The following is a 22925-nucleotide window of genomic DNA, read 5'->3' as shown; positions in this document are numbered from 1 at the left end:
AGAATGGCGGCGCCATGAAATGTCAGCTGCCTGGAAGAGCCGTGGACTAGTCGTAGTACTCGTCAGGACGCCGGTCGGGTATCTGCTGAAACTCACCGCCCTCATCCTGATATTTTTTATCGAAGAACAGACCGCAGAAGCAATGCCCGTATTCTTTCTGATCGGGAACATTGTACACACAGGGGCAGACAATATCTTTATCGGCCTCCCGGTCTCCGGCGCCGTCTCTGCATGGACAGAGAAAGAAACCGTGTCTGTTGTATGTTGTCTGCAGTCCTTTTTTTATATGATGAAGGAACTCAGGATCCTTGTTGACACCCCAGCCCTGTTTATCCGCAACCCGGAAAATAAACCGGTCAACATCTTCCAATGATTTTTCTTTCTTACTCAATGTCTAACAACTCCCGCCATTTCTCTTCAGTGAAACCGGATACCGCCTGTTCGCCGTCCACAACCAGAAGGGGGAACAGTGGAATGCTGCCGTGTTTTTCCTTTAATTCAGCCTTAATGCTTTTCTTGACTTCCCTGTCGATAAGATCCATGAATAGATACTCGTAGGCGTATTCATGTTCCTTCAGAAAATTCATTGCTTTCTCGCAGAATGCGCAGGTGGAAAGGGCATACACCCGCAGAGCCGGCTTCGTTTTGCTGCCCTCCACTTTTTTGTAATCAACAGATTCAATATAACTCATAGTTCCGCTCCCTGTTGCTCAGTATACATCACTCTTTCCAGTTCGTGTTCAATTTCCTCCAGGCGGCTGCGGAGGCTGTTCAGGCTTTTTTCTATCCGTTTCTTTTCGCTCTCAAGCTTTTTTACCGGATCCTGCTGTCTTGCCGGCTGCCGCTCCTTCAGTCCCTGTTTCACCATATCAGGACTCAGGCCGTTGCGAAAGGATTCGATTGCCTCATGTCTGGCATCTTTGTTGCGAACCCCGGCCAGAGTTTTCATGTTGTCAAAACCCAGGTCCGAGGGAAGATCCATTGCCTTAACCTTCATGAGAGTATTTGCGGTATTTTTCGGAAGCTGAAGCACCCTCTCAACGAAATCTTCAAAACGTGCGTTATGCTTCCTGCACAGCTTTTCCGCTTCCATGAGTGCGTGACCGAAGTCCTTCATTAGTTCTCCGTTGGCCTGAATAAAGCGACTGCGCATCTGCTCGGCCAGATCCTGAAGCTCGGGGATTCCATTCAGTGTATTCTCATAAATGCCCATCTCTTCGGCTTTCAGCAGCAGTTTGTGAAAGATGCTCCGAAATGCCGTGGTGTGGGCCCGGTTGCTCACCGGCGTTTCCGATGTTGTGAAATGAATATGATGGGCGAACTCATGGATTGCCGTGTATAACAGGGCGGAATCACCGTTGAAGTTCCTGTTGTGCAGAATGATTTCACGGGTTTCGGGATGATATAATCCATGAACTTTTTTACTTTGCTTGCCGGAGAAAATGACGGCGAATTCTTCCACATCCGGTTCCAGCCGGAGAAGGGTGTCTTTAACCTGATCCTGATTCATGTCCCCTAATATAGGCAAGCATGGGAAAGCTGACAATGGGGGGCAGCGCAGATCATTGACAAACATGAGCGGAAACGTAAAAATAGAACCAGAATTCATCTCAAATTAAATCTTCGCCGACTGCATATCTCATTATGAGGTGAATAAAAGGAAATCACCGGCACCTGATTACCGGTGGACCCCCAAGATACAGCAGCAGATCGGCACAGGAGTATCCCATGGCAAACCTGAAGCTTAAGCCCGGTGTTATTACCGGTTCTCAGCTCGATGAAGTTCTCGCATACTGTAAAGAACAGAAGTGTGCCCTTCCCGCAATGAACGTTATCGGTTCCAATTCCATCGCCGCATCCCTGCAGGCTGCGAAGGAAGCGAAGGCACCGGTAATTATTCAGTTTTCAAATGGCGGAGCGGTATTTAATGCGGGAAAATTTGCAGACAACACCGACCAGCGTGCGGCGATTGCCGGTGCAGTATCCGGTGCCCACCATATCCGCCGGATGGCGGAACTGTACGGAGTTCCCGTAATTCTTCATACCGACCACGCAGCAAAGAAGCTGATTCCCTGGGTTGAAGGAATGGTTGCTGAAGGTGAAGAGTTTTTCAAGAGCAACGGCGAACCTCTCTTCTCCTCCCACATGCTGGACCTCTCCGAGGAACCCATCGAAGAAAACCTTGAAATCAGCGCAAAAATGCTTGAGCGTATGGCCAAGATCAACATGCTGCTTGAAATCGAACTGGGTGTAACCGGTGGTGAAGAAGACGGTGTGGACAACAGTGCTGTTGACAGCTCAAAACTCTATACCCAGCCCGAGGAAGTACTCCAGGCATACGATGCCTTGATCAATGTGGGCAAGTTCACTGTGGCCGCAGCGTTCGGAAACACCCACGGGGTATACAAGCCCGGTAATGTTGTTCTTCGTCCGGAAATCCTGGATAACAGCCAGAAGTTCATCGCCGAAAAGCGGGGAACCGGGGAAAAACCTGTTAACTTTGTATTCCACGGCGGATCCGGTTCCAGCAAGGAAGATATCAAAGAAGCAGTGGGTTACGGTGCCATCAAGTTCAATATCGACACTGATACTCAGTGGGCGTTTACTCAGCCCATCGTGAAATATGTGGAAGAAAACTCCGCATATCTTCAGAGTCAGATCGGGAACCCCGAAGGGGCAGACAAGCCCAACAAAAAGAAAATCGACCCACGCTCCTGGCTCCATCTTGGAGAAAAAGGTGTGGTGAAACGGTTGTATCAGGCATTCGATGAACTGAACGCCGTGAACAAGTTCGATTTCTAACTCCCACAGGAACATATTTCCCGTTTTCCGGGAAAATCGCCGGCTTTTTCGAAAGCCGGCTTTTTTTGCCCATTTGCCAGGGAAGGAAGTCACGGGTATACTTCCCTCGTATGAAAGGGAAACGTTCACGCACCCGGGGGAATGGTTCGCAACGGGGGACCTGGTATCCTCTGGATCATTCTGCCAAAATCTGGCCGGCGGTTCTCAGCCAGCGCTATACAAGCCTCTTCAGACTTTCTGTGGTGCTGAAGCACAGGGTTGAATACGAGCCCCTGCGTACCGCTCTCATGCAAACCATGCAGCGTTACCCCTATTTTTCCGTTCAGCTTCACAGGGGAGTATTCTGGTATTATCTGGAAGAAAAATCTGTGGATCCCCGGGAAATTCATCCCGACTTCCAATGGCCCTGCATGGATTTCCGTGCCATTAAAACCCATCGGGTGCTTCTGAAAATTTATGTGTATCAGCGTCGGATCAGCCTGGAGATGTCCCACGCCCTCAGTGACGGGGGCGGGGCCATGGAGTTCCTGAAACATCTCATACGCGAGTATCTGCTGGCACGGACACCGGGCTTTTCCGGGGAAGCGGATCACTCTGACCCGGAGCCCGGCGAATGGGTGGACAGTTATCTTGAACATGGCATGAAGAGCGTACCCAACAGCCCTCTGCCGCCCAGGGCGTTTCATGTGCCCTTTGCCCTGCTTCCCAGGGGGGAGTACCGGATAGTCTCAGGATATGTATCTCTGGAGAGTGTTCGCAGCCGTTGTTCACAGCTGGGGGTGAGCGTAACCGAGTATCTCACTTCATTGCTGTTCTACGCCCTCCAGGACTACTGGTTTGCTCTTCAGGATGCCAATCACCGTATTCCTGCCAGATATTCCCGGCCCCTGCGGATCCTTGTGCCGGTGAACCTCCGACCCATTTTCAACAGCCGCACCATGCGGAATTTTTTTGTGTATGTGGATCCGGAAATTGACCCCCGCCTGGGCAGATACAGCTTTGAGGAGCTGATCCGGTTTGTGCATCATTACATGCGGGGTCAGAAGCACCGCCAGAACCTCCGCCGGCAGTTCGCCCGGCATGCCCGGACTGAACGGAAAATCTCTGTACGGCTGATTCCCCTTCTGCTGAAAAATATTGTGCTTTCCCTCAGTTACCGCAGGCTGGGGGACAGCAGGTTCACCACCAGTCTTTCCAATATGGGCAGCTTTTCACTCTCCCCGGAGGAGATGAAGGAGGTGGACTGGGTGGATTTTTATCCTCCCCCCAGTCCGGTGATGAAGCAGGCGGTGAGCGTCATCAGCAGCGGTGACACCCTGAGCATCAGTTTCGGAAAAATGATTAATGAAACTGTAATCGAGAGGCGGTTTTTCCGGCTTTTGCGCCGGGAAGGTCACGATGTACGCATAAGCAGCAATTATTCCAGGAGCGGTTCATGAAGTATTGTCCAGAATGCGGGGTGGGGGTTCAAAATGATATGCACGAGTACTGTCCTCTGTGTTCCGCACAACTCCAGCACAGCTCTCCGGAGACTGCTCCGGATTCCCTGAGCCAACCTCAAACCCGGCTTGAAGGGTTCACCGGCGATCTCAGACGCCGGCCCTGGCTCCTCGCTGCGGTGAGTGCAGCGGTGCTGCTGGTTCCCGCAGCCATCAGCCTCATTGTAGACCTTTTTGTGAACAAGACGCTTACCTGGTCTCCCACGGTTCTTTCCTCTCTGATGCTGCTGTGGTTCTACATCGGTCTTCCTCCCCTGGTATTTTACCGCAGTGAGCGGAATTTACGGGAAGAAGAGCGGAGGCGGAGCCGAAAAGGAAGGTTCTGGATCCTCATGCTGCTGAACACTCTGGTTACCTTCGGGTTCCTTGTGCTTGTGGATGCTCTTCACGGGAGTCCCGGGCTGCAGTGGGCTGTGGACTTCGGAGGATTGATCTGTCTTTCAACCTTCGTGATTATCATGCTCTTCTTTTACACGCTTCAGCCTCCGGGAGCGGCGGGAAAGGGCTGGATTCTGTTCATCCTGCTCAGTTTGTATATCGGGAGCATTGATCTGCTTGTTTCTGTTCTTCTGGGTGTTCAGATCAACCGGGGGTGGAGTCTTATTGTCGCCGCCAGTCTCATCCCCATAGGAATTATCTATTTTGTTATTGTGTATGTGGTGGGGCACAGCGAACGGGCCCGGCGGAGGCTGCACTTATAAGCGGGTAATGGACTAGTGCAGTTTCATGAGGTTCAGGGGCTCGCTCAGGGGAATCTTTCTGTTCATGGCGAAGGCGGTGAGCTGTTCTCTCAGGTCCCTGGCCTGATCTTCTCCGGATGTGCTGATCCAAAAAGCGCCTCCGCCTCCGGCACCGCTGAGTTTTCCGCCGGCGGCACCGAACTTCCGGGCTTTATCCAGAAGCCTGTCCATGTGGGGTGAATTGAGCTGAAGGATTTTCAGCTGCTCTCCGGCTTTGTCTGCCAGGGTTCCTAAAAGCCCCGAAATTGATCCGGGATGCTCATTTCGGCCCCCCTGTTCCCCATTGAGCGGGTGTTCTGAATTGAGAAGATCTATGGCCCGGTGGGCAATATCTCCCAGTTTTCCAATGGCCTCAACCACTTTCGGCCGTTCTTCCAGCATTCCTTTCTGAATACCTCCCACCAGATCTTTGGTGTTGCCCACCCGGGGCACTGCTCCATAGAGCAGCCAGATATCTTCCCCGGGGGAGGGAAGGGGAAGAACGTCGGGAAGACGGCGTGACCGGGGAAAAAATGCCGTAAGACCTGACCGGATGGCCAGGCCCGTATCGATACCCGAAGGAGACCCGTGAAATACTTTTTCCAGATCGTTGGCAATATGCCACAGCAAATACTGCTGCTGTTCGGCATCGGACCAGCCGTGCTGAAATTTCGGCAGTAAATGGGCGAGACCCTGTTCAGCTTTATCCGAGAGGGAGAAAACATATCTGGCCAGGGCAACACAGAGGGCTGCGGAGCTGCCGAAACCCGACGAACGGGGAATGCTGCCTTTGAGAATGTATGTTGCGGGGGGGAAGTGGAGGCCGGGAATCAGTTTTCTCGCCTGTATGAGCAGCTTGAGCGCAGCATCCTCCTCCTCCGCTGTTAATCCGGGGAAGAGATGATCCGGCATATTCAACTTTCGGGCTGAAGCGGCTCCGGGCTGTACCCGTATGCCGAGATCAATGGGAAGAGAGGTTCCCAGGGCAGGATACCCGTATACCGCGGCATGCTCACCGAAGAGGAGCAGCTTGCCGTGGGCTGAATATGTGGCGGTGTTACCCGGGGAAGACATTGAAACTCCTGCGCCGCTGATGCTGTGAGCCGGTGTGCGATTCAAAGTATAGCATCGCCTCGGGAGCTGAACAAGCGCAGCCCTTCATGATCCGGGGTGAGAGACTCGTAGGGAGCGTCCAGTTCCAGACGGCTGCTCCGGCTGAGGAACAGCAGTCCAAGCTCATTGCCTGCCCCGCTGCCCTTCCATGCTGACTTTTCATAGAAGGGGCTTGGAGGGGAAATCCAGCTGCCCACCCCGATAACCTCTCCCAGTTCGGTATACAGCATCCTGAGTTCGGTAATGAGACGGAGCACCTCATCTTCGCTGCTGCTTTCCTCCATTCGCTTCATCAGCGTCTGGGAGTCATGGAAAAACTGACCGGATTTTCCGGGAGACTGGATCTTCCAGTCGTGATATTTTTTGACCGCTTCTCTGCTGTCCACCTCTTCGGGACCGGGAAAACTGTAGCTGTGAAGATTGAAAATGGGATGATCATCCCTGAGATGTCGCCACTGGGGGTGTTCTCCGCCAGTAAAGACGCCCAGAGAACCGTAACAGCTGGTGAGAATATCGTATCCGCTGCCCCGCTTTCCCTGGGCGTGGCGGTGGGCCCGTACTGCGATCTCTGCAATCTCCTGCCGGCTTTTGCGGGTGTCATGTTCCACTGCATCTCCGGAGAAGGCATACATCAGGGAAGCAAGAATGACGGTTGCCGCCGCAGAACTGCCCAGCCCCATTTTCCGACCCTGACGGAAAAAGCTGCGGGTGTCCACCTCGATTTCCAGCCCGGGCACAGTCAGCCCCATGGCTTCCAGATCGCTCATAATGGAACGGTAGACGTTGATAATAAACGGCGGGCGGGGTTGTCCATTGCAGTATTCAGGCTGATGGCCCCGTCGCCGGTAATGGCATGTACCACGCTCTTGGGACCCTCCGCAGGCCAGGCTCTGCCTTCAGCCTTGGGGCCGCAGGCCATGGCAATGCCCTGGCCCCCTGCTTCCAGAATCATGTATTCTCCGCATATAAGAAGGTTCCCCGGAGCCCGGGCAACTATTGCGCTTTCATTCTTTCGATCGTTCACTCCCGCCTCCCGGAATCCCCGTGGGATTGGCCGTTTTCAGGTGAAGACTCCGTTGATACATGCAGGCCGCCGCCGACACGGCTGATTGACCATGTAATTTTCTCCGGGAGCTGTTTCAGGGCATCTTCGATTGCACCCACTTCATCTGCCAGGGTGATTAATTTCACCTGGGGACCTGCATCCATGGTTTCGTACACCTGAATGCCCCGGATCGCAGCTCCCGGGACAGCTGAAGGATCTGCAGGCTCCCCGGCTGCCAATAGATAATCGGGTCTGCTGCGCTGAACATGGTGGAAAACATTCGAAGATAGCTTTGTCTGATGAGAGGACCCAGGCTGGAAAGATCCCGCCGTTCAACCGCACTGACCGCCTGTTCATACAGGGTTTGAGAATCTTCAAGCCAGGCAGAATAATAGGGAGACGTTTTCCTGGATTCCTCCATGGCCTTCCTGCTTGAAATATCCTTTGCGCCGTCGCTGACCCGGACAATGATGCAGCGCATTTCCGGCCAGTGGTCCTGGCCGTAGATGCAGCTGGAGCTTTCCCCGCCCCGGGGAAATCCTACAAACCCGGGAAACACCGATCTGCTGGCGGAACCCGAGCCTGCCCGGGCTATATCCGAGAGCAGTTCCGGGGATCGGGGAATTCCCAGTTCACCGGCGGCCGCACCGGCAAGGGCGGCGAAGCCGCTGGCAGAGCTTGCCAGTCCCGCAGCGGTGGGAAAATTGCTGCTGCTGGTAATCCGGAAGTGGCCGCTGGCAGGTAGTGCTCCGCTGTCTCTGAACTCCATGCCTCTGCGGATGAGATTGCTGAAAAATCCGTTAAAGCGGCGGGGATCCTGGGGGGTTCCGTTGATGCTCAGTTCCCAGCTGAGGCGGATATCCCCCTGGGACAGCCGGCCTATGCCGGAGTCGTCGGGGAACCGCTGCTGAACTGTTCTTCTCCATGGAGAAAATCTGCTCTGGTTCGGGTATGGAATGCATCCAGACTGATTCCCAGGCTGGAAGTTGCGGGCAGATTGTTGGCTGAATCGCTTTTTCCCCAGTATTTGATCAGGGCAAGATTCGGGTGTGCACATGCTTCGGTCATTATCTGTTCCTGCCAATCTCTTCGAGCAGCCGACGGGCCTGCTCCATATTGTATACGCCTGACTGCTGAATTTTTTCCACAAGGAGGGGGATGCTGTCCCCCCGGGCTCCGGCTTTATATGCAAGACGTCCTGAATGCAGTTTCATGTGCCCTTTCTGAATTCCCTCCCCGGCAAGGGCCGATATGGCGGCGAAGTTCTGGGCCAGTCCCAGGGCTGCAGCCATCCGTGAAAGGGCGGGAGCATCGGGTTTTCCCAGGATATCCAGGGCGAACCGGGCCGCCGGATGGAAGGAGATCCCTCCCCCGACGGTGCCCAGTGCCAGTGGCAGCTCCAGTTCGCCCACCAGCCGGTCACCCTCAATGCGGAACACGCTTAAGCTCCGGTAGCGCCCGCTCCTGGCAGCCCAGGCATGGGCGGCGGCCTCGGTGGCCCGTGTATCGTTTGCGGTTGCAAGGGCAAGGCTGGAGATACCGTTCATAATCCCCTTGTTATGGGTTACCGCCCGTGACGGATCTTCATCGGCTATTTCATAGAGTTTCACGATGCGCTCTGCAAGCTCTCTTCCGCTGTATTTTCCTCTGCTGAGGGCGGTGAAGGGGATTGCAAACCGGGCTTTGGCCCTGCGTTTTACCGCATCGTTGCTGAGAATGGCCATGAGTTTCTCACCGCCGGTTATCTCTTCCAGCAGAGGAGAGATGGTTTCTGCTGCGGTGTTGAGGATATTTGCCCCCATGGCGTCCCGGACATCCAGGGTGAGCTCCACCCGGAGCGTCCGGCTTTCTTCAAGCCATGAAGCTTCCATGCTGCGGTATCCTCCGCCTCGCCGTGTCATGGATTCAAGTACCGGTGACAGCAGATCTTTCAGCCGCTGCTCTTCATCTTTTACCGACTTCAGAGCTGAGCGAATGGCTTCCGGGGAGGGATCGCCTGACCGGGATGAAATATCAAGATAAATATACGCGCTCATCAGCGGTTCATCTGCGGAGGTTTCAAACCCGCCGTTCCTTGCAATTATTCCTGCGGCGTAGCTTGCCGCCGCGATCACCGAAGGCTCTTCCACCGAGAGAGGCAGGTGGTGAAGCCTGCCGTCTATCAGGAAGCCCTTGGCAATTCCCATGGGTACGGGCATGAATCCCACTGCGGATTCCACCATCACATCCGCAAGATCCAGCATGCTGTCGGAATGTCCTCCGGCATTCACCGCTTCCCTGTCCAGGTTCAGCACCGGATCGTTGGCAAGCATCCGTCTTCTCCGGTGGATATTGTATTTTCGGAATTTACGGTCATTCAGGGCCGGGGATCTTTCCGGAGATGTTTCCGGGGATGTTTCCGGGGATGTTTCCGGGGATGTTTCCGGAGGGGGTTCCGGAGGGGTTTTTTCCCGGGAGATATGGGGCTGCTGCCCCCGGTGCGTTCCCGCAGACTGCCGGGCCGTTTGCAGCAGCTGCTCGCTGTATCTGCTGAAGTCCGGGTCGATCAGCAGGGGCGCTTGCTTCAGCTCATGGATGGTGGCGCTGCCGGTAAGAAGCATGGTTCTCCGGAGTGTGAGGAAAATTTCGTCCAGATATGATTCCACAGCTGCAGCTCCGCCGCTGCGGGCCAGCCGGATGAAGGGAAGTGCGGCTGCGGCCAGATCCCCTCCCAAGGCAAGGGCCCGGGGGTAATCCATGGGATCCCTCAGTCCACCCGATGATATGATGCCTCCGTTGGAGGGTACCAGTCCCCGTTTTCTGCAGTAGCTGCTCAGGGCCGACAGACCGGGGGCCGAAGGGATTCCCCAATCTTCAAAGCCGTGAAGCTCCCGGGGAATGGGCTGATGATCCCTGCCCTGGAGCCGTCTGTCATGTTCTTCCCTGAAGGCTTCCACCGAAAGCCAGTTGGTTCCCCCGGATCCGGCAATATCAACATAGCGCACCCCCGAGGCAAACAGGGCTGCGGCCTCGGCAGGGGGAATGCCCGCTCCGGTTTCCTTGACAATAACGGGAAGCTCGCTCCACGCACACAGCTCCCGAATGCTTGCCAGGATGTTCCGGAAATTCCTGTCTCCCCCCTCCTGGAACAGTTCCTGTCCGGGATTCAGGTGAACGGCCAGGGCATCCAGCTTCAGCTCTCTGAGAATATCGTAGAATTGCCTGAGCAGAGCCTTATCGTCGGCCATCATTTCCGGCAGCTGAACCGCCCCGATGTTTCCGATTACCGGAACATCCGGAGCCATTTCCTTCAGCCTGAAGTGATCGATCACTTCAGGTTTTCGCAGAAGAATTCGAAGGCTGCCGGTTCCAACCGCCACCTTTTTCTTCTGGGCGGCCTCTGCAAGAATTTTGTTCAGTCTGTATCCCTGGTCCGAGCCTCCGGTCATGCAGGATATCATCACCGGAGCCGACAAGCGGAAGCCGAGGAAATCACAGCTGCTGTCGATTTGGTCGTAGTCCAGCTCCGGCAGACTGCTGTGAATGAACTTCACCCCGGAAAAAGCGCTGTTTCCTCCCTCTACGGGATACGTTTCGTCTGTGCAGATATTAATATGGGCAGCCTTCCGGCTGCCCATCTGCTCCGCTGAATCTCCGGAGTGCTGATCCGAAGAAATCTCGGAATGGTGTTTATGGGTTTGATTGTTCATGCTGATCCGTTATTTCTTGTAGCTGTATTCTCTGTATCCGTCTTCCCGAATTCCCTGTAAAACAAATATATCAGAAGGAGTCTGACCCTCCCGTTCCTGAATAATGCTGTTGATTGACTCAGGATCCGTGGGAAGCTTGATCCACTGTTCATACTCATCCCAGCTCGCTGACCGGTCATGGTTCAGCTGGGAAGAAACATTCCAGCGGGCCAGACGCTCAGGGGCCTTGGCCGAAACGGTTCCTGAAATAACGATCATGGTGTTGCCGCTTCCGTAGCTGGTGAGCAGAATCTTCTTTCCTACGATATCCTTACCATAAAGTTTATAGTTCTCGCTGAGCTGTGCTGCAAGATTCAGATAGAGTGCCCCGGTATAGATGTTTCCCACCTGTGCGGTGGCTTCAAGGGCCTTGTAGAATCCACGGGCATTGAGGAAATTTTCCGCATCAACATCCCTCAGGTCCATATGCTGATTCAGCATCCGCTTGATTGCGTTGGAAGCCATCTGAGCGAAGGGAACGTGGAATACAAACATATCTGTTTCTCCGATAATTTCCTTCAGCGGGCGTCCTACTCGCTGGGCGTGATCCTCCAGCGCTTCATCCAGTGCCTCATGATAACACTGTACAGAGTAGCGTCCCTTCACTTTGGCGGTTGTACTTCCCAGAGGGCGGAAGAAATCGTCCACATCCGATGACGAGTACCCCTGGGTCTCAAGGTCCAGTTCCACCAGGTCGGGATCATTTTCCACGAGGAGGCTCACTGATCCGGCTCCCTGGGTGATCTCTGCCGTGGAAGGTGCATCGTATCGGGCGATATCCGAGCAGATCACCATTCCCCGCTCATCGGTTCTGGGGCTGGCCTGAAGCAGTGCCGATACTGACAGCATTGCCAGAGTGCCTCCTGCACAGGCATGCTGTACTTGAAAGCTGGAGATGGTGGTGGGCAGGCGGTAATCTGCACGCTGGAGCATCCCTTCCACATATGCGGAGATGGGTTTGCTCATATCTACGGAAGTCTCCGTTCCCACAGTAAGATATCGCAGTTTTTCCAGATCCCGGTCGGTGTTCTGGTCGAGAAGACGTTTGGCTGAGTTTGCGGCTATTGTTGCGTTGTCTTCAAAAACATCCGGAAAGCGGATAGCCTTCTGCCCGGTGACATCGATGGCCCGACGGAGCCGACGCTCAAAATCAGGGTCTTCCTTCACCCGGGAGTCCAGGATGGTATCCAGGGTGATTTTAGGTGAAGGAATGTAAAGTGCAATGTCACTGATTCCTACTGATCGTTTTTTCATAAAATCCTCTCTTGTTCTGCCGCTGTTACTATATACCAAACATAATTCCCGCCGCACACATGGGCAAGAAAAAAGTTCACATATTGAAATGTTTTTTAATATAATCACGCAACGTGGTTAACTGTGATAAACATCACAGTATGTATATCAGAATATCTGTAAAATAAAAAGAGAGAAGTAAAAAGTATACGGTTTTTTCTAATTTTTCCGGTCAGTTTTTTCCGTGAATGCGCCAGGCGGTGCGCTATCTACGCACACGAGTGCGTGCTTTTGGGAGTGGAAACAGGAAGTTTTTGATGTCTGTAATTATTTATCTGTATAAACACATGCTGGTAAAAGAAATAAAAGTGAAAAAAAATGTTTGACAGGGAAACTGACTGGGTTTAGGATTTTTCTTAGTGACGCACACGTGTGCACAGGGTGTTTCAGGAGGGCGATGTGAAGGTTACAATCCGGGATATTGCGAAGATCGCCGGTGTGAGTCATTCCACTGTATCCCGGAGTCTCAACGATCATCCTTCCATTTCACCTGCACGTCGTGAGCAGATCAAGAAGATTGCCAATGAATTGGGCTTTGAATACAACGCCAATGCCAAACGCCTCCGGGGAGGCAAGGTGGGTACTGTGGGAATTATCGCTGCGAAAATGGATAAAGCCTCATTTTTTCTTGATTCACTCATGCGGAAAATTACCCACGAAGAGCAGAACAGCTTCCAGGATTACATCGTTTCTTTCCCCAGCGACAGCATTCAGGGGTCCAATAATATCCGCCGCCTGGTGAGCGCCGGTAAGGTGGACGGGTTCATTCTTCTGCATCCTGATATCAGCTATTCCGACTATGAATTTCTTATGAAGCAGCAGGTCCCGTTTGTACTGCTCCATTTCAAGCCTCAGAATTTTACCTATGAGCATCTTAATTACTATCTCACCGACCATGAATACGGGGCCTATATTGCCACAAGCCATCTCATTCAATTGGGGCGGAACAATATTCTCTCTGTCAGCGAAGGCGGCGGAGAGATTCAGTTTCTGGAACGGAGTGCCGGGTTCAAAAGGGCTCTCCACGAGCACGGTATCAGCTTCAATCCGGAAATGCTCATAGAAGGTGAATGCAGTTTTGATTTCGGCAGGCAGATTGTCCAGCAGCGGCGGGGTGCAATCCACCGGATCGATGCCATCTTTGCCCAGGCTGACGTTATCGCCCTGGGAATCATCCATGAGCTCAGGGAGCTGGGCATACGGGTCCCCGAGGATATCTCCGTTGTGGGCTATGATGACATTCTCATCGGTGAATATACCACTCCCCGGCTGACCACTGTGCATCAGCCCACCGAAGATATGGATCACCAGGCCTGCCTGAGAATTAATGAGCTGATCAACGGAACTGATGACGGAGAGCCGGTGCAGAAGATATTCAAACCGGGTCTTGTGATCAGGGATTCGTGTATCAGCACGGTGAGCAACGTCTCACCCTGAAAAAGTTGTAAGTGAGATCGCAGTATGGCGGTTTCGGAAATAGAAGAGGAGGTTGGCTATGCCACGAACTAAATGGTCTGTACTACTTATTACAGTACTGGCTGCATTCGTTCTGCTGTTTGCAGGATGCGGAGACGATGCGGAAGATGCTGCATCAGAACCGGTTAACGAAGAATACGTTAACAATGCTTGGACAGACGGTGAGGACCTGTCCGGTACCACCGTGAATATTTTCGGTGCATTTGTAGATGTTGACGCCGAGCGATTTGAAGAGACTATGGTGCCCTTCGAAGAAGCTACTGGAATCGACATTGTATACGAAGGCTCCGGAGACTTTGAAACACTGGTGCGGGTACGCTCCGAAGGCGGAGATCCCCCGGATATCGCAGCTTTTCCCCAGCCGGGACTGATGGCGGATTTGACCCGTCAGGGATATATCCAGGATATGGGTGAATGGTTCAGCATGGATTATCTTCAGGAACAGTATTCAGACGCATGGATTGACCTGTCCTATGTTGATGATGTGATTGCCGGTGTTTGGTACCGTGCGAACCTGAAGAGCCTTGTATGGTATGCAAAACCCGTGTTTGAAGATGAAGGCTATGAAATTCCCCAGACCTGGGACGAACTTCTTGCACTCTCTGACCAAATGGTTGAAGACGGATACACTCCGTGGTCCATCAGCATGGAAAGCTCCGGTGCAACCGGATGGGTTGCAACCGACTGGGTTGAAGATGTTCTGCTGAGAACTGAGCCCCCCGAAGTGTACGATGCATGGGTTGCCGGCGAACTGCCGTTCAACAGCCCGGAAATCAAGCGTGCGCTGGATATTATCGGTGAAATCTGGTTCAACGAAGACTACGTACTGGGCGGAACAGATGCGATTCTTACCGTTCCCTTCGGTGACGGCCCCACTCCCCTGCTGCAGGATCCTCCGTTTGCTCTCATGCACCGTCAGGCAAGTTTCATTACCGGATTCTTCCCCGAAGGCGGAGACGAAGTTGAACAGGGTCTGATTGACTACTTCTATCTTCCTTCCATCGATGAAGAAGAAGGTAAGCCGGTACTGGGTGCAGGAGACATCTATTCTGCATTTACCGACCGGCCGGAAGTACGGGCGGCAATGCGCTACCTGAGCCAGGGAATTTCAACCAAGGCATGGGTGGAAGCAGGCGGATTTGTAAGTCCTCACAACGATGCTTCACTTGACTGGTATCCTTCTCCTGTTGAACGGGGATATGCGGAAATTATCCGTGAAGCCGATACCTTCCGTTTCGATGCATCGGACCTTATGCCCGGCGCAGTCGGTGCAGGTACATTCTGGACCGGAATGGTTGACTGGGTGAACAATCAAGGTGAAAACGTGGATCAGATCCTCGATAACATCGATGAATCGTATCCCGAGTAATCACGGCTAAAGGTTTCAGGCGGCGGAGGTTCCGCCGCCTGTTCCTATTTGGAGGCACGCATGGTCGTTCAAGAAGCGCGATTTCAAAAACTACTGCTGGCCATTTTCTGGCTGGTACTCGTTCTCGCCCTGCTGATTTTTGCCTTTTCCATAATCGGTAATAAAGACAGTGGTATCCCCACATTTGTTAACGCGATTCTGGTAATAGTTGTGGGGATCGGCGGAATATGGGCACTGTACTGGTCGGGAAATAACGTGGCCGAAATGACCGGGGAAAAACGCCGGGATAAAATCGTTGCGTATTTCTATATTTTTCCCGCCATTTTTATACTGGGTGTGTATCTGGTTTATCCGGCAGTCCGGACAATCATCCTCAGTTTCTACGACAGAACCAGCACCAACTTCGTGGGACTTCAGAATTATGTGCATATTTTTTCCGACGGGAAAATGCTCATTACTCTGAGAAACACTCTCATGTGGGTGGTTGTTGTTCCCACTGTTGCAGTTTCACTGGGGCTTGTTATTGCCGTGCTTGTGGATAAGCTCAATCCCACCGCGGAAAAGGTGTTTAAAGCACTTATTTTCCTTCCAATGGCGATCAGTTTTGTGGGTGCCGGTGTAATCTTCCGGTTTATCTATTACAAGGCGCCCTTCGGAAGTGAAATCGGACTGTTGAATGCAATCCGGAATGCCATGGGAAATGAATCCATTGCATGGCTCATACAGGAGCCGTGGAACAATTTCCTGTTGATGTTCATCATGATCTGGCTGCAGACCGGGTTTGCAATGGTGATTCTCTCGTCTGCTATCAAGAACGTTCCGGCGGATCTGCATGAGGCGGCCCGTATTGACGGTGCAGGTCCTTTCAGAATCTTCTTTCAGATCACCATTCCGTACATCAGAAACAGCATCATCATGGTGATGACCACCATTCTGTTCCTGGTTCTGAAAGCATTCGATATTGTATTCGTGATGACCAGCGGAGACTACAATACAGATGTTGTAGCCTCGGCCATGTATGACCAGACATTTCAGCAGGGTAACTTCGGCGTAGGTTCCTCCCTGGCTGTACTTCTGTTCATCTTCGTGGTCCCGTTTGTTATTCAAAACATCAGAAATATGCGCGATAACGGAGTGTGATCATGGCAGATACCTATAAAGCAGAAAACTATAAAGAAGTGGATCTGGAGCCCAAGAAGCAAATCAGATTGGGCAAGCTGCCGATTTACCTGGTGATGCTGATCCTTGTAATTATCTGGACCGTCCCCACAATGGGCCTGCTTGTTTCTTCTTTCCGGCATCCGCAGCAGATCAATAACTACGGCTGGTGGGAAGTGTTTGGAGACTTTTCACCCCGGCTGAATGAAGACGGATCCCAGCGCTGGCGAAACCCGCCCCCGGAGGGGCTGACCCTGGACAACTATGAACGGGTTCTGGGTACATCCACCGGGCAGGGTGGTGCAATGGGCCGGGCGTTTCTCAACAGCCTGTTGGTGGTAATTCCCTCCACCATAATTCCAATCACCATTGCCGCCTTCGCAGCCTACGCAATAGCCTGGCTGAATTGGGTCGGCAGGCGGGCAGTGCTGTTTATTATTGTGGGGCTGCTTGTTGTCCCGCTACAGATGAGTCTGATACCAATCCTGCGGATTTACACCAGGCTGGGGCTGAACGGGTCATTCCTGGGAATATGGCTTGCTCATACGGGCTTCGGGTTGCCGTTGGCCACCTACATATTATACGGCTATATTTCGGGCATACCGGGATCAATCATTGAGTCGGCATATCTTGACGGTGCCACTCCCTGGATGTCTTTTACCAGGCTGGTTCTTCCCCTTTCGGTTCCCGCAATTGCATCCTTCGCCATATTCCAGTTTCTCTGGGTATGGAACGATCTGCTTGTTGCCCTGGTTTTTCTCACACGGGGAAACATCATCCTGGTGACTACCCGTCTGCAGGAACTGGTGGGTTCACGAGGCCAGGACTGGCAAACGCTGACAGCAGGAGCCTTCATCTCAATGATTCTGCCGTTGGTTGTGTTCTTTGCACTCCAGCGTTACTTCATCAGAGGTATGATGGCAGGTTCGGTGAAAGGATAGAAAGTAAAATCAGCATCCCTCTCTGCCCCTAACAGAGAGGGATGTACCCCTGATATGTAATAATTCCGGCAGTGGATATCTACCCCCTTATCCGCTGCCTTTTTTTCGCAGGGAGCATTCGGGGGGATGAAGCATCTTCCCCGGCTGCATGCATACGGGTTTCAGCATCTTTCTGGAACAGACTGAGGTAAATATATATGAAAATTGCAAATAACCAACAGAACAAATTCAAGGATGAGTTTGGAGAATCTTTACAATCGGCTCCTGAAGATTTTGCCGCAGCACAGAGGATAAGCCGGCAGATGGGCGGCCGCTATCTGGGGTCCGGTCAGGCAACCTTTCTTTTCTGGACTCCGGAGCTTTCCGAGGCTGAACCTCGCCCCGATACCCTCCGGCTGGAAATATTAATCACGGAGCAGGAACCGGATTTCAGCCTGGCCAGCCAAAGTCTGGTGTTTCAGGTGGAGGATTTTCCCGTAGTACGGGAAGGCGAGTTCTGCTTTGCGGTACTGGAAGATCTGACTCCGGGCACCCGGGAACATCTCGGTCCCCTGTATCGGCTGGTTTATGAAAACAACAGCGGGGAGAAACGCTACATTCTGGATCCCCTGGCCGCCTCCATACCCTTCGGGGCTGCAGCTCCGGCTGAGCTTTACGACATTGAGGGAATGCTTGCCGGTCGGAAAGACATGGAGTATTTCCGTTCACTCTTTCAGTCCGATGATGTGAAAAAAGAAGATGACGGGGTCCTGCGGATCGGAGATCCGGTGAACATGCTTGAACTCCACTGTGCCACATCCAATCCCGAAGGCAGTCTGGCGGGGCTTACCCGCATATACCGGGAAATTTCCCGAAAGCTCTCCCGGGGCGAGACTCTGGAAAGCTGGGAGATGAACTATATTGAATATGATGCAATTCAGCTCATGCCCATCGAACCTGCAATTCTCTATGAAGGGGGCCCGGATTTCTGGAGTGAAACTGCCCGCCGGCAGAATGAACTCGTGGTGAATCTCCGTAAACCGGACAGTTTGAACTGGGGATATGATACCATCACCCTGGGCTCTCCCGCAGTGAATCCTGTACTTCTGGAAACACGCCGGCCCCACGAATTTCTTGAGCTCATCGAAACCCTTCATAATTTCCACGGTTCACCCATCCGGATGGTTCTGGATGTGGTATACGGCCATCTGGATAATCAGGCCATGGATCTGCTCAATTCCCGGTATTTTGCAGGTGCCAATATGTACGGTCAGAACGTAAGCTATTCCGATCCCATGGTTCGGGGAGTAATTCTGGAGATGCAGAGGCGGAAAAGCGATTTCGGTGTCGACGGTGTACGTGTTGACGGAGCCCAGGATTTCAAAAACTATGATCCCGAATCTGGACAGATGATTCATGACGATGATTTTCTGGAGCTGATGAACCGTGTGGAACAGAGGGCGGGGGAGTGGACCTACCGACCATGGATGATTTTTGAGGACGGTCGGCCCTGGCCCCGGGATGACTGGGAGCTGAAATCCAGTTACCGGGAGATCACCAAGAAACTGCCCAATGTAGTTCAATGGGGGCCTCTCACCTTCGCCCACAATACTCCGTTCCTCTTCACCTTCTGGGCCATGAAATGGTGGAGGATACAGGAAGTGTTTCTGTATGGAGATAAATGGATTACCGGTACTTCAAACCACGACACCCTCAGGCGGGGTACCCAGGTGGATCCGGAATCGAGAATCAATACCTATCTGGGGGATAATCTGCCGGATATTTTCCGGAAAGCCTACGATAATCCCGCCGTCCGGCTGTTTGATCTGTTTATGCCCGGGATCCCCATGGATTTCCTCCAGTCAAACATGCATGTGCCCTGGAGTTTTATTCGTAACACCGACCGGCGCTGGGCTGCAAAAGTAATGTCCGAAGAGGCGTACTTTCTGGACTGGGTGCTTACAGAAAATCTTTTCTCCAGAGACTGGGTGTTCAGCCGCCTGAAAGCCAGAGGCTTCTCAAGTCTTCAGGGGCTCAGGCGTTTTGTAAAGAGCTTAAATCACTGTCTCCAGCTGGCGGACCAGGAACCGGGGAGAGCGGCGGAGCTGCTCAATGAGCTGGACCTCCAGGGGCCGGGCCGCTTGGATGCCGAAGGGCTGGTATTTCTGGCCCGGGACTGGATGGAGGATGTGCATGAAATATGCAGGGTGAGCAACTACCTTCAGGACACGGACCGGAGCGCATCAGCATACGGCTATAAACTCAGAAGTTTTCTCAGGTCGAACCGGTGGCTGGGGGCCGCCCCCCAAAAAGGGGATTATGCGGATATGCTGCGGCCTGCGGACGGTGCGGTGATCATTCACGGTATTCGAACCAGTCCTGACGGAGGCCGGAAAATCCTGTTTCTGGCCAACATGGAGGGAGAACCCAAAACTATCCAGCCGGCTGCGCTTATGGCCGGACGGGAGGAGTTGACCTACGGCTGGAAATTGACAGCAGCCACCCCGGATCTCCAGGGATCACTGAATCCGCCGGGAAGCAGTTTCGATATTACCGCAACCATCAGACTGGAAAATGCTCAAGGGATACTTCTTGAATCAGACTGATGCGGTCGTCCCTGCTGAATGCAGGATCAGCGGCCGTATCCGGGGCAGCTGCCGGGTCCCGGGCAGCGGCTGTACCCGCCCGCTAACATCCCGACCCGCCGTGTTTCACGGGAAATGCGGCGGGACCACGGCAGTCTGCATGCCGATTATTGATTACCGGCCTATGATTTGGTGACTAATAGATGCTGATATCGCCGCTGGTGGTGGCTGCGGTAAGAGGCACATCCCCATCTCCGGCATTCAGCCTGTCCTCGGTACGGTAGTCGAATACCCGGATATCTCCTGATGTACTTTTGCACTCGATGCTGTACTCTGAAAGCGTACCAAGCACATCCAGTTCGATATCGCCGGATACACTGGCGAAGCGGGCTCCCTGGAATATGGAGAGGTTTTCGAAGCGTATATCTCCGCTGGAGGTCTTGGCTTCCAGTCCGCCGGTGGCTTCTCCAATCATTATTTCACCGGAGCTGCTCTGGAAGCTCATGAGACCTTCCACCCTGCGGATCTGGATATCGCCGGAGCTGGTTTTTGCCGAAATGTCTCCCTGCATCCCTCCCAGGTCAAGGTCCCCGGAAGCGCTGGAGAATTCCAGGCTGCCGCTGATCCCCCTTCCTTCCATATCACCTGATGCGCTGGATACTCTGAGTTCACCGGTAATCACCTCCTGGAGACGGATGTCACCCGAAGCCGTGCTGATCTCCAGCAGGGCATTTTCAGGCACGGTTAAGGAGAGCTTCGGCTGACCGGTGGAAAATATGCGGAGGGCCCTCTTCGGGCGTATCTCGATATTCAATCTGTCCCCGGTTTGGGCGATATCTATGCGGTAGTCCCGGGATTGATAATCGCTGAGCCGGACTCTGGAGTCCCGGCTGGAGGGGCCCAGGAGAATATCCCAGTCAGGCGCTGAGACGGAAATTTCCCGGATATCGGTAAAACGGTCCTGCTGAATCTCTTCCCCTCCTTCGGCGGAAATGCCGGGGAGGCCAAGCAGGAGAAAGAAGGCAAAAAACGGAAATATAATTCGTTTGGATTTCATGAAAACTCCTTGTGATCAATCCGGGGTTTTCCGTGGGAGACCCCGTTTATGTATACAACACCCGGAGCAGTCCTGTCTGTTCCAATGATCACCGAAGCTTGGAAAGCCAGAGCTGGCTCAGCGGGGGAATTTTCAGTGTGGAATTTTCTCCCAGGTCATACCGATCACCGGTTAGCAGATCCACGACCTTCGGCCATACGCCCTGAAGCCGCATATGATTGCTCTGGATTTCTTCTGTCCATTCGTTGAAGTTGCTTACCACCAGAATCTGTTCGGATGCGTTTCCCACCATGTATGCCAGAATGTGGGGGTTTTCCACCCCGAGAACCGTGGTTCTGCTCTCACCGAAAGCGGGGTGTTCTTTTCTGATGCCGATCATTTTTCCCAGCTGTTCAAATATGCGGGCGGCATATCCCTGGTCGGCAGCTTTCTCCGTATTTTTCATCAGGGAGTTAATCCGGTCCCAATCAAACGGCGGACGGTGAATCCATCGGCTGTCCTGACTGAAATTCTGGTCGTTCTGATAATCGTACCAGTTGAGCTGTGCAAATTCATCCCCCATATAAATCAGTGGGATGCCGCTGATGCTGATAATAATTCCATGGATCAGAAGGTGCCGTCGAATTCCTTCTTCCAGATGACGTTCAGACTGGTCTCCCTCCTGGTCACCGGCTCTCAGTTCCTCCAGTCCCTGTTCAATTCCGCTGAGGCTGGCGCAGCTACCGCTGATGCGGCAGTCGCCTGTGGCGGGGTTGAGCTGGAAAGGAACTCCCCGGGCAAAGGATCCGGGGAAGCGTGCGGTATAGAAGTCATTTAAAAAGCCCCGGTGATCGTTCCCGTTTATACCCAGTTCCCGGGCGTCCTCGTCGGCAAAGGTCCAGCCGATATCATCATGTGATCGTACATAATTCACCCAGCTGCAGGCTTGGGGAATCTGGAAGCGTTTCTGAAGAGAATGCTGGAGCAGGTCGGTTTTTCGCGTGGCAAGGGATTCCCAAAGCAGAGCCATCAGCATGGGGTTGTAGGAAAGCTCGCACTCCCGGGGGCTGATGTATTTTGCAACCTCATCCGGATGAACGATGGCTTCGGATTTGAATACCATGGCCGGTGCGGCAATTCTGGCCGCCGATCGGAACATGCTGATGAGGGTATGGGCCTTTGGAAGATTTTCACTTACCGTTCCCTTTTCCTTCCATACAAAGGCCAGAGCATCCAGCCGGAGTACTTCGGTACCCCGGTTTGCGATAAACAGCATTTCCTCAACCATTGCTCTGAAAACACCGGGGTTTCCGTAGTTCAGGTCCCACTGGAAGGAATTGAAGGTGGTCCACACCCATCCTGCAAGCTCGTCGTTCCAGGTGAAGCTGCCCTTCCGTACATCCGGAAAAATATCCCTGAGATGGGCGTTGTACTCCTCCATTTCATCCCGGTCCCGGAGCACAAAATAGAATTCCTCCCGGGATGGATCTCCCTGTCTGGCGGCCATGGCCCAATCGTGTTCATCACTTGTGTGGTTGAACACAAAATCCAGAACCAGAGAGATTCCTTCCTTTCTCAGAGCTGCAGACAGTTCTTCCAGGTCCTCCATTGTTCCCAGACGGGAATCAACCTTCCGGTAGCTTGATATGGCGTACCCTCCGTCGCTTTCACCTTCCGGCGCTTTGAACAGCGGCATGAGATGGAGATAGGTGATTCCCAGCTTTTTCAGATACGGAATATGGGATTTTACCTGCTGCAGGTCCCCTGCAAAGCGGTCAACATAGAGCATGGCTCCCACCATTCTCTGATTTTCGTACCAGTGAGGCTCTTCAATTCTGGAAGCATCCAGCCGGATCAGATCTTCCGGGCGTTCGCTCACCGATTCAATGAGTGATCCGATCAATGTCTCAAGCTGATAGAAAAAGTCCCAGCGGCTTCCATACAGCTCCCTCATGGCCTGGAAGAGGTCGGGGAAATGGATGTCCAGATTTTTTTCCAGAAGAAGACGCCTGGTTCCTTTCAGGGATTTCAATTGATGCGCCAGCCGTTCCCTCAACAGCCCCAATGCCTGTACCGCTTCACTCCCGCCGGTTGCCTGCTGAACCGTTCCAGAAGATGTATCTTTTTTCCTGCCGTTCATATGTGTTTGCTCCCTGTTCTCAGCTGGGGGCGGCCCCTGACT

The 22925-nt window shown here is 53.1% G+C and carries 21 protein-coding genes; 8 read left to right on the top strand and 13 right to left on the bottom strand.

Going from position 1 to position 22925, the window contains the following annotated elements; genetic code table 11:
* Window positions 1-46 precede the first annotated feature (46 nt).
* Genes L21SP2_RS13965 through L21SP2_RS13955 form a run of 3 tightly spaced genes read right to left on the bottom strand, consistent with a single transcriptional unit; the run spans window position 47 to window position 1510 of the window.
* Window positions 47-391, bottom strand: coding sequence for a ferredoxin-thioredoxin reductase catalytic domain-containing protein (locus tag L21SP2_RS13965; RefSeq protein WP_024269215.1), 345 nt, complete (start codon window positions 389-391; stop codon window positions 47-49).
* Window positions 384-692 (bottom strand): glutaredoxin family protein, encoded by a 309-nt coding sequence (locus L21SP2_RS13960; protein ID WP_024269214.1) that lies wholly within the window; start codon window positions 690-692, stop codon window positions 384-386. Before L21SP2_RS13960 ends, L21SP2_RS13965 begins: the two co-directional genes overlap by 8 nt.
* A complete protein-coding gene (locus tag L21SP2_RS13955) occupies window positions 689-1510 on the bottom strand; it encodes a hypothetical protein (protein WP_024269213.1) in 822 nt (273 codons plus the stop codon). Before L21SP2_RS13955 ends, L21SP2_RS13960 begins: the two co-directional genes overlap by 4 nt.
* 218 nt (window positions 1511-1728) lie before the next feature.
* Between L21SP2_RS13955 and fbaA the strand changes: the two genes are divergently transcribed.
* The 3 genes from fbaA (at window position 1729) to L21SP2_RS13940 (ending at window position 5002) form a co-directional block, all read left to right on the top strand.
* Window positions 1729-2802: a class II fructose-bisphosphate aldolase gene (gene fbaA / locus L21SP2_RS13950; RefSeq protein WP_024269212.1), complete on the top strand. Its 1074-nt coding sequence runs from the start codon at window positions 1729-1731 to the stop codon at window positions 2800-2802.
* A gap of 110 nt (window positions 2803-2912) precedes the next feature.
* Window positions 2913-4241: a condensation domain-containing protein gene (locus L21SP2_RS13945; RefSeq protein WP_024269211.1), complete on the top strand. Its 1329-nt coding sequence runs from the start codon at window positions 2913-2915 to the stop codon at window positions 4239-4241.
* Window positions 4238-5002, top strand: a complete 765-nt coding sequence (locus L21SP2_RS13940) for a hypothetical protein (protein WP_024269210.1) — start codon at window positions 4238-4240, stop codon at window positions 5000-5002. The genes L21SP2_RS13945 and L21SP2_RS13940 overlap by 4 nt, the downstream gene beginning before the upstream one ends.
* A gap of 12 nt (window positions 5003-5014) precedes the next feature.
* Here the strand turns inward: L21SP2_RS13940 and L21SP2_RS13935 are convergent, their stop codons facing one another.
* Genes L21SP2_RS13935 through L21SP2_RS13900 form a run of 8 tightly spaced genes read right to left on the bottom strand, consistent with a single transcriptional unit; the run spans window position 5015 to window position 12160 of the window.
* A complete protein-coding gene (locus tag L21SP2_RS13935; protein ID WP_024269209.1) occupies window positions 5015-6094 on the bottom strand; it encodes a mevalonate kinase family protein in 1080 nt (359 codons plus the stop codon).
* 41 nt (window positions 6095-6135) lie between these two features.
* A complete protein-coding gene (locus L21SP2_RS13930) occupies window positions 6136-6900 on the bottom strand; it encodes a GHMP family kinase ATP-binding protein (protein WP_024269208.1) in 765 nt (254 codons plus the stop codon).
* On the bottom strand, window positions 6897-7157 hold the full coding sequence (locus tag L21SP2_RS13925) for a hypothetical protein (RefSeq protein ID WP_024269207.1): 261 nt from the start codon (window positions 7155-7157) through the stop codon (window positions 6897-6899). The genes L21SP2_RS13930 and L21SP2_RS13925 overlap by 4 nt, the downstream gene beginning before the upstream one ends.
* Entirely contained in the window at window positions 7154-7324 is a 171-nt protein-coding gene (locus tag L21SP2_RS18630) for a hypothetical protein (RefSeq protein ID WP_169730487.1), read from the bottom strand. Before L21SP2_RS18630 ends, L21SP2_RS13925 begins: the two co-directional genes overlap by 4 nt.
* Window positions 7321-8013, bottom strand: a complete 693-nt coding sequence (locus L21SP2_RS13920; RefSeq protein WP_425277216.1) for a GHMP family kinase ATP-binding protein — start codon at window positions 8011-8013, stop codon at window positions 7321-7323. Before L21SP2_RS13920 ends, L21SP2_RS18630 begins: the two co-directional genes overlap by 4 nt.
* A gap of 44 nt (window positions 8014-8057) precedes the next feature.
* On the bottom strand, window positions 8058-8246 hold the full coding sequence (locus tag L21SP2_RS19290) for a diphosphomevalonate decarboxylase (protein WP_024269204.1): 189 nt from the start codon (window positions 8244-8246) through the stop codon (window positions 8058-8060).
* Window positions 8246-10867, bottom strand: a complete 2622-nt coding sequence (locus tag L21SP2_RS17560; protein WP_024269203.1) for a hydroxymethylglutaryl-CoA reductase, degradative — start codon at window positions 10865-10867, stop codon at window positions 8246-8248. Before L21SP2_RS17560 ends, L21SP2_RS19290 begins: the two co-directional genes overlap by 1 nt.
* Window positions 10868-10876: 9 nt before the next feature.
* Window positions 10877-12160 carry a hydroxymethylglutaryl-CoA synthase family protein gene (locus L21SP2_RS13900; protein ID WP_041403179.1) on the bottom strand — a complete coding sequence of 428 codons (1284 nt, stop codon included), beginning with the start codon at window positions 12158-12160 and terminating at the stop codon, window positions 10877-10879.
* A gap of 438 nt (window positions 12161-12598) precedes the next feature.
* On the opposite strand from L21SP2_RS13900, the gene L21SP2_RS13895 reads away from it, so the two are divergent.
* The 5 genes from L21SP2_RS13895 (at window position 12599) to gghA (ending at window position 19728) form a co-directional block, all read left to right on the top strand.
* Entirely contained in the window at window positions 12599-13636 is a 1038-nt protein-coding gene (locus L21SP2_RS13895) for a LacI family DNA-binding transcriptional regulator (protein ID WP_024269200.1), read from the top strand.
* A 58-nt stretch (window positions 13637-13694) separates the two neighbouring features.
* The gene (locus L21SP2_RS13890) at window positions 13695-15044 is read left to right on the top strand and encodes an ABC transporter substrate-binding protein (protein ID WP_024269199.1); all 1350 of its coding nucleotides are present in this window, start codon (window positions 13695-13697) and stop codon (window positions 15042-15044) included.
* A gap of 60 nt (window positions 15045-15104) precedes the next feature.
* A complete protein-coding gene (locus L21SP2_RS13885) occupies window positions 15105-16184 on the top strand; it encodes a carbohydrate ABC transporter permease (RefSeq protein ID WP_024269198.1) in 1080 nt (359 codons plus the stop codon).
* Between the two features lie 2 nt (window positions 16185-16186).
* The gene (locus tag L21SP2_RS13880) at window positions 16187-17143 is read left to right on the top strand and encodes a carbohydrate ABC transporter permease (protein ID WP_024269197.1); all 957 of its coding nucleotides are present in this window, start codon (window positions 16187-16189) and stop codon (window positions 17141-17143) included.
* 197 nt (window positions 17144-17340) lie between these two features.
* The gene (gghA, locus tag L21SP2_RS13875) at window positions 17341-19728 is read left to right on the top strand and encodes a glucosylglycerol hydrolase (protein WP_024269195.1); all 2388 of its coding nucleotides are present in this window, start codon (window positions 17341-17343) and stop codon (window positions 19726-19728) included.
* Window positions 19729-19903: 175 nt separating this feature from the next.
* Here the strand turns inward: gghA and L21SP2_RS13870 are convergent, their stop codons facing one another.
* Together L21SP2_RS13870 and L21SP2_RS13865 are read right to left on the bottom strand one after the other, a co-directional pair.
* Window positions 19904-20764, bottom strand: coding sequence for a DUF4097 family beta strand repeat-containing protein (locus L21SP2_RS13870; RefSeq protein ID WP_024269193.1), 861 nt, complete (start codon window positions 20762-20764; stop codon window positions 19904-19906).
* 88 nt (window positions 20765-20852) lie between these two features.
* Complete coding sequence (locus L21SP2_RS13865; protein ID WP_024269192.1) at window positions 20853-22883, bottom strand: amylosucrase; 2031 nt, start codon at window positions 22881-22883, stop codon at window positions 20853-20855.
* Between the last annotated feature and the right edge of the window lie 42 nt (window positions 22884-22925).

The organism is Salinispira pacifica, assembly GCF_000507245.1.
Taxonomy (GTDB): domain Bacteria; phylum Spirochaetota; class Spirochaetia; order DSM-27196; family Salinispiraceae; genus Salinispira; species Salinispira pacifica.
The sequence above is the reverse complement of the archived record's forward strand: the minus strand, read 5'-3'. Positions and strand labels throughout refer to the sequence as shown.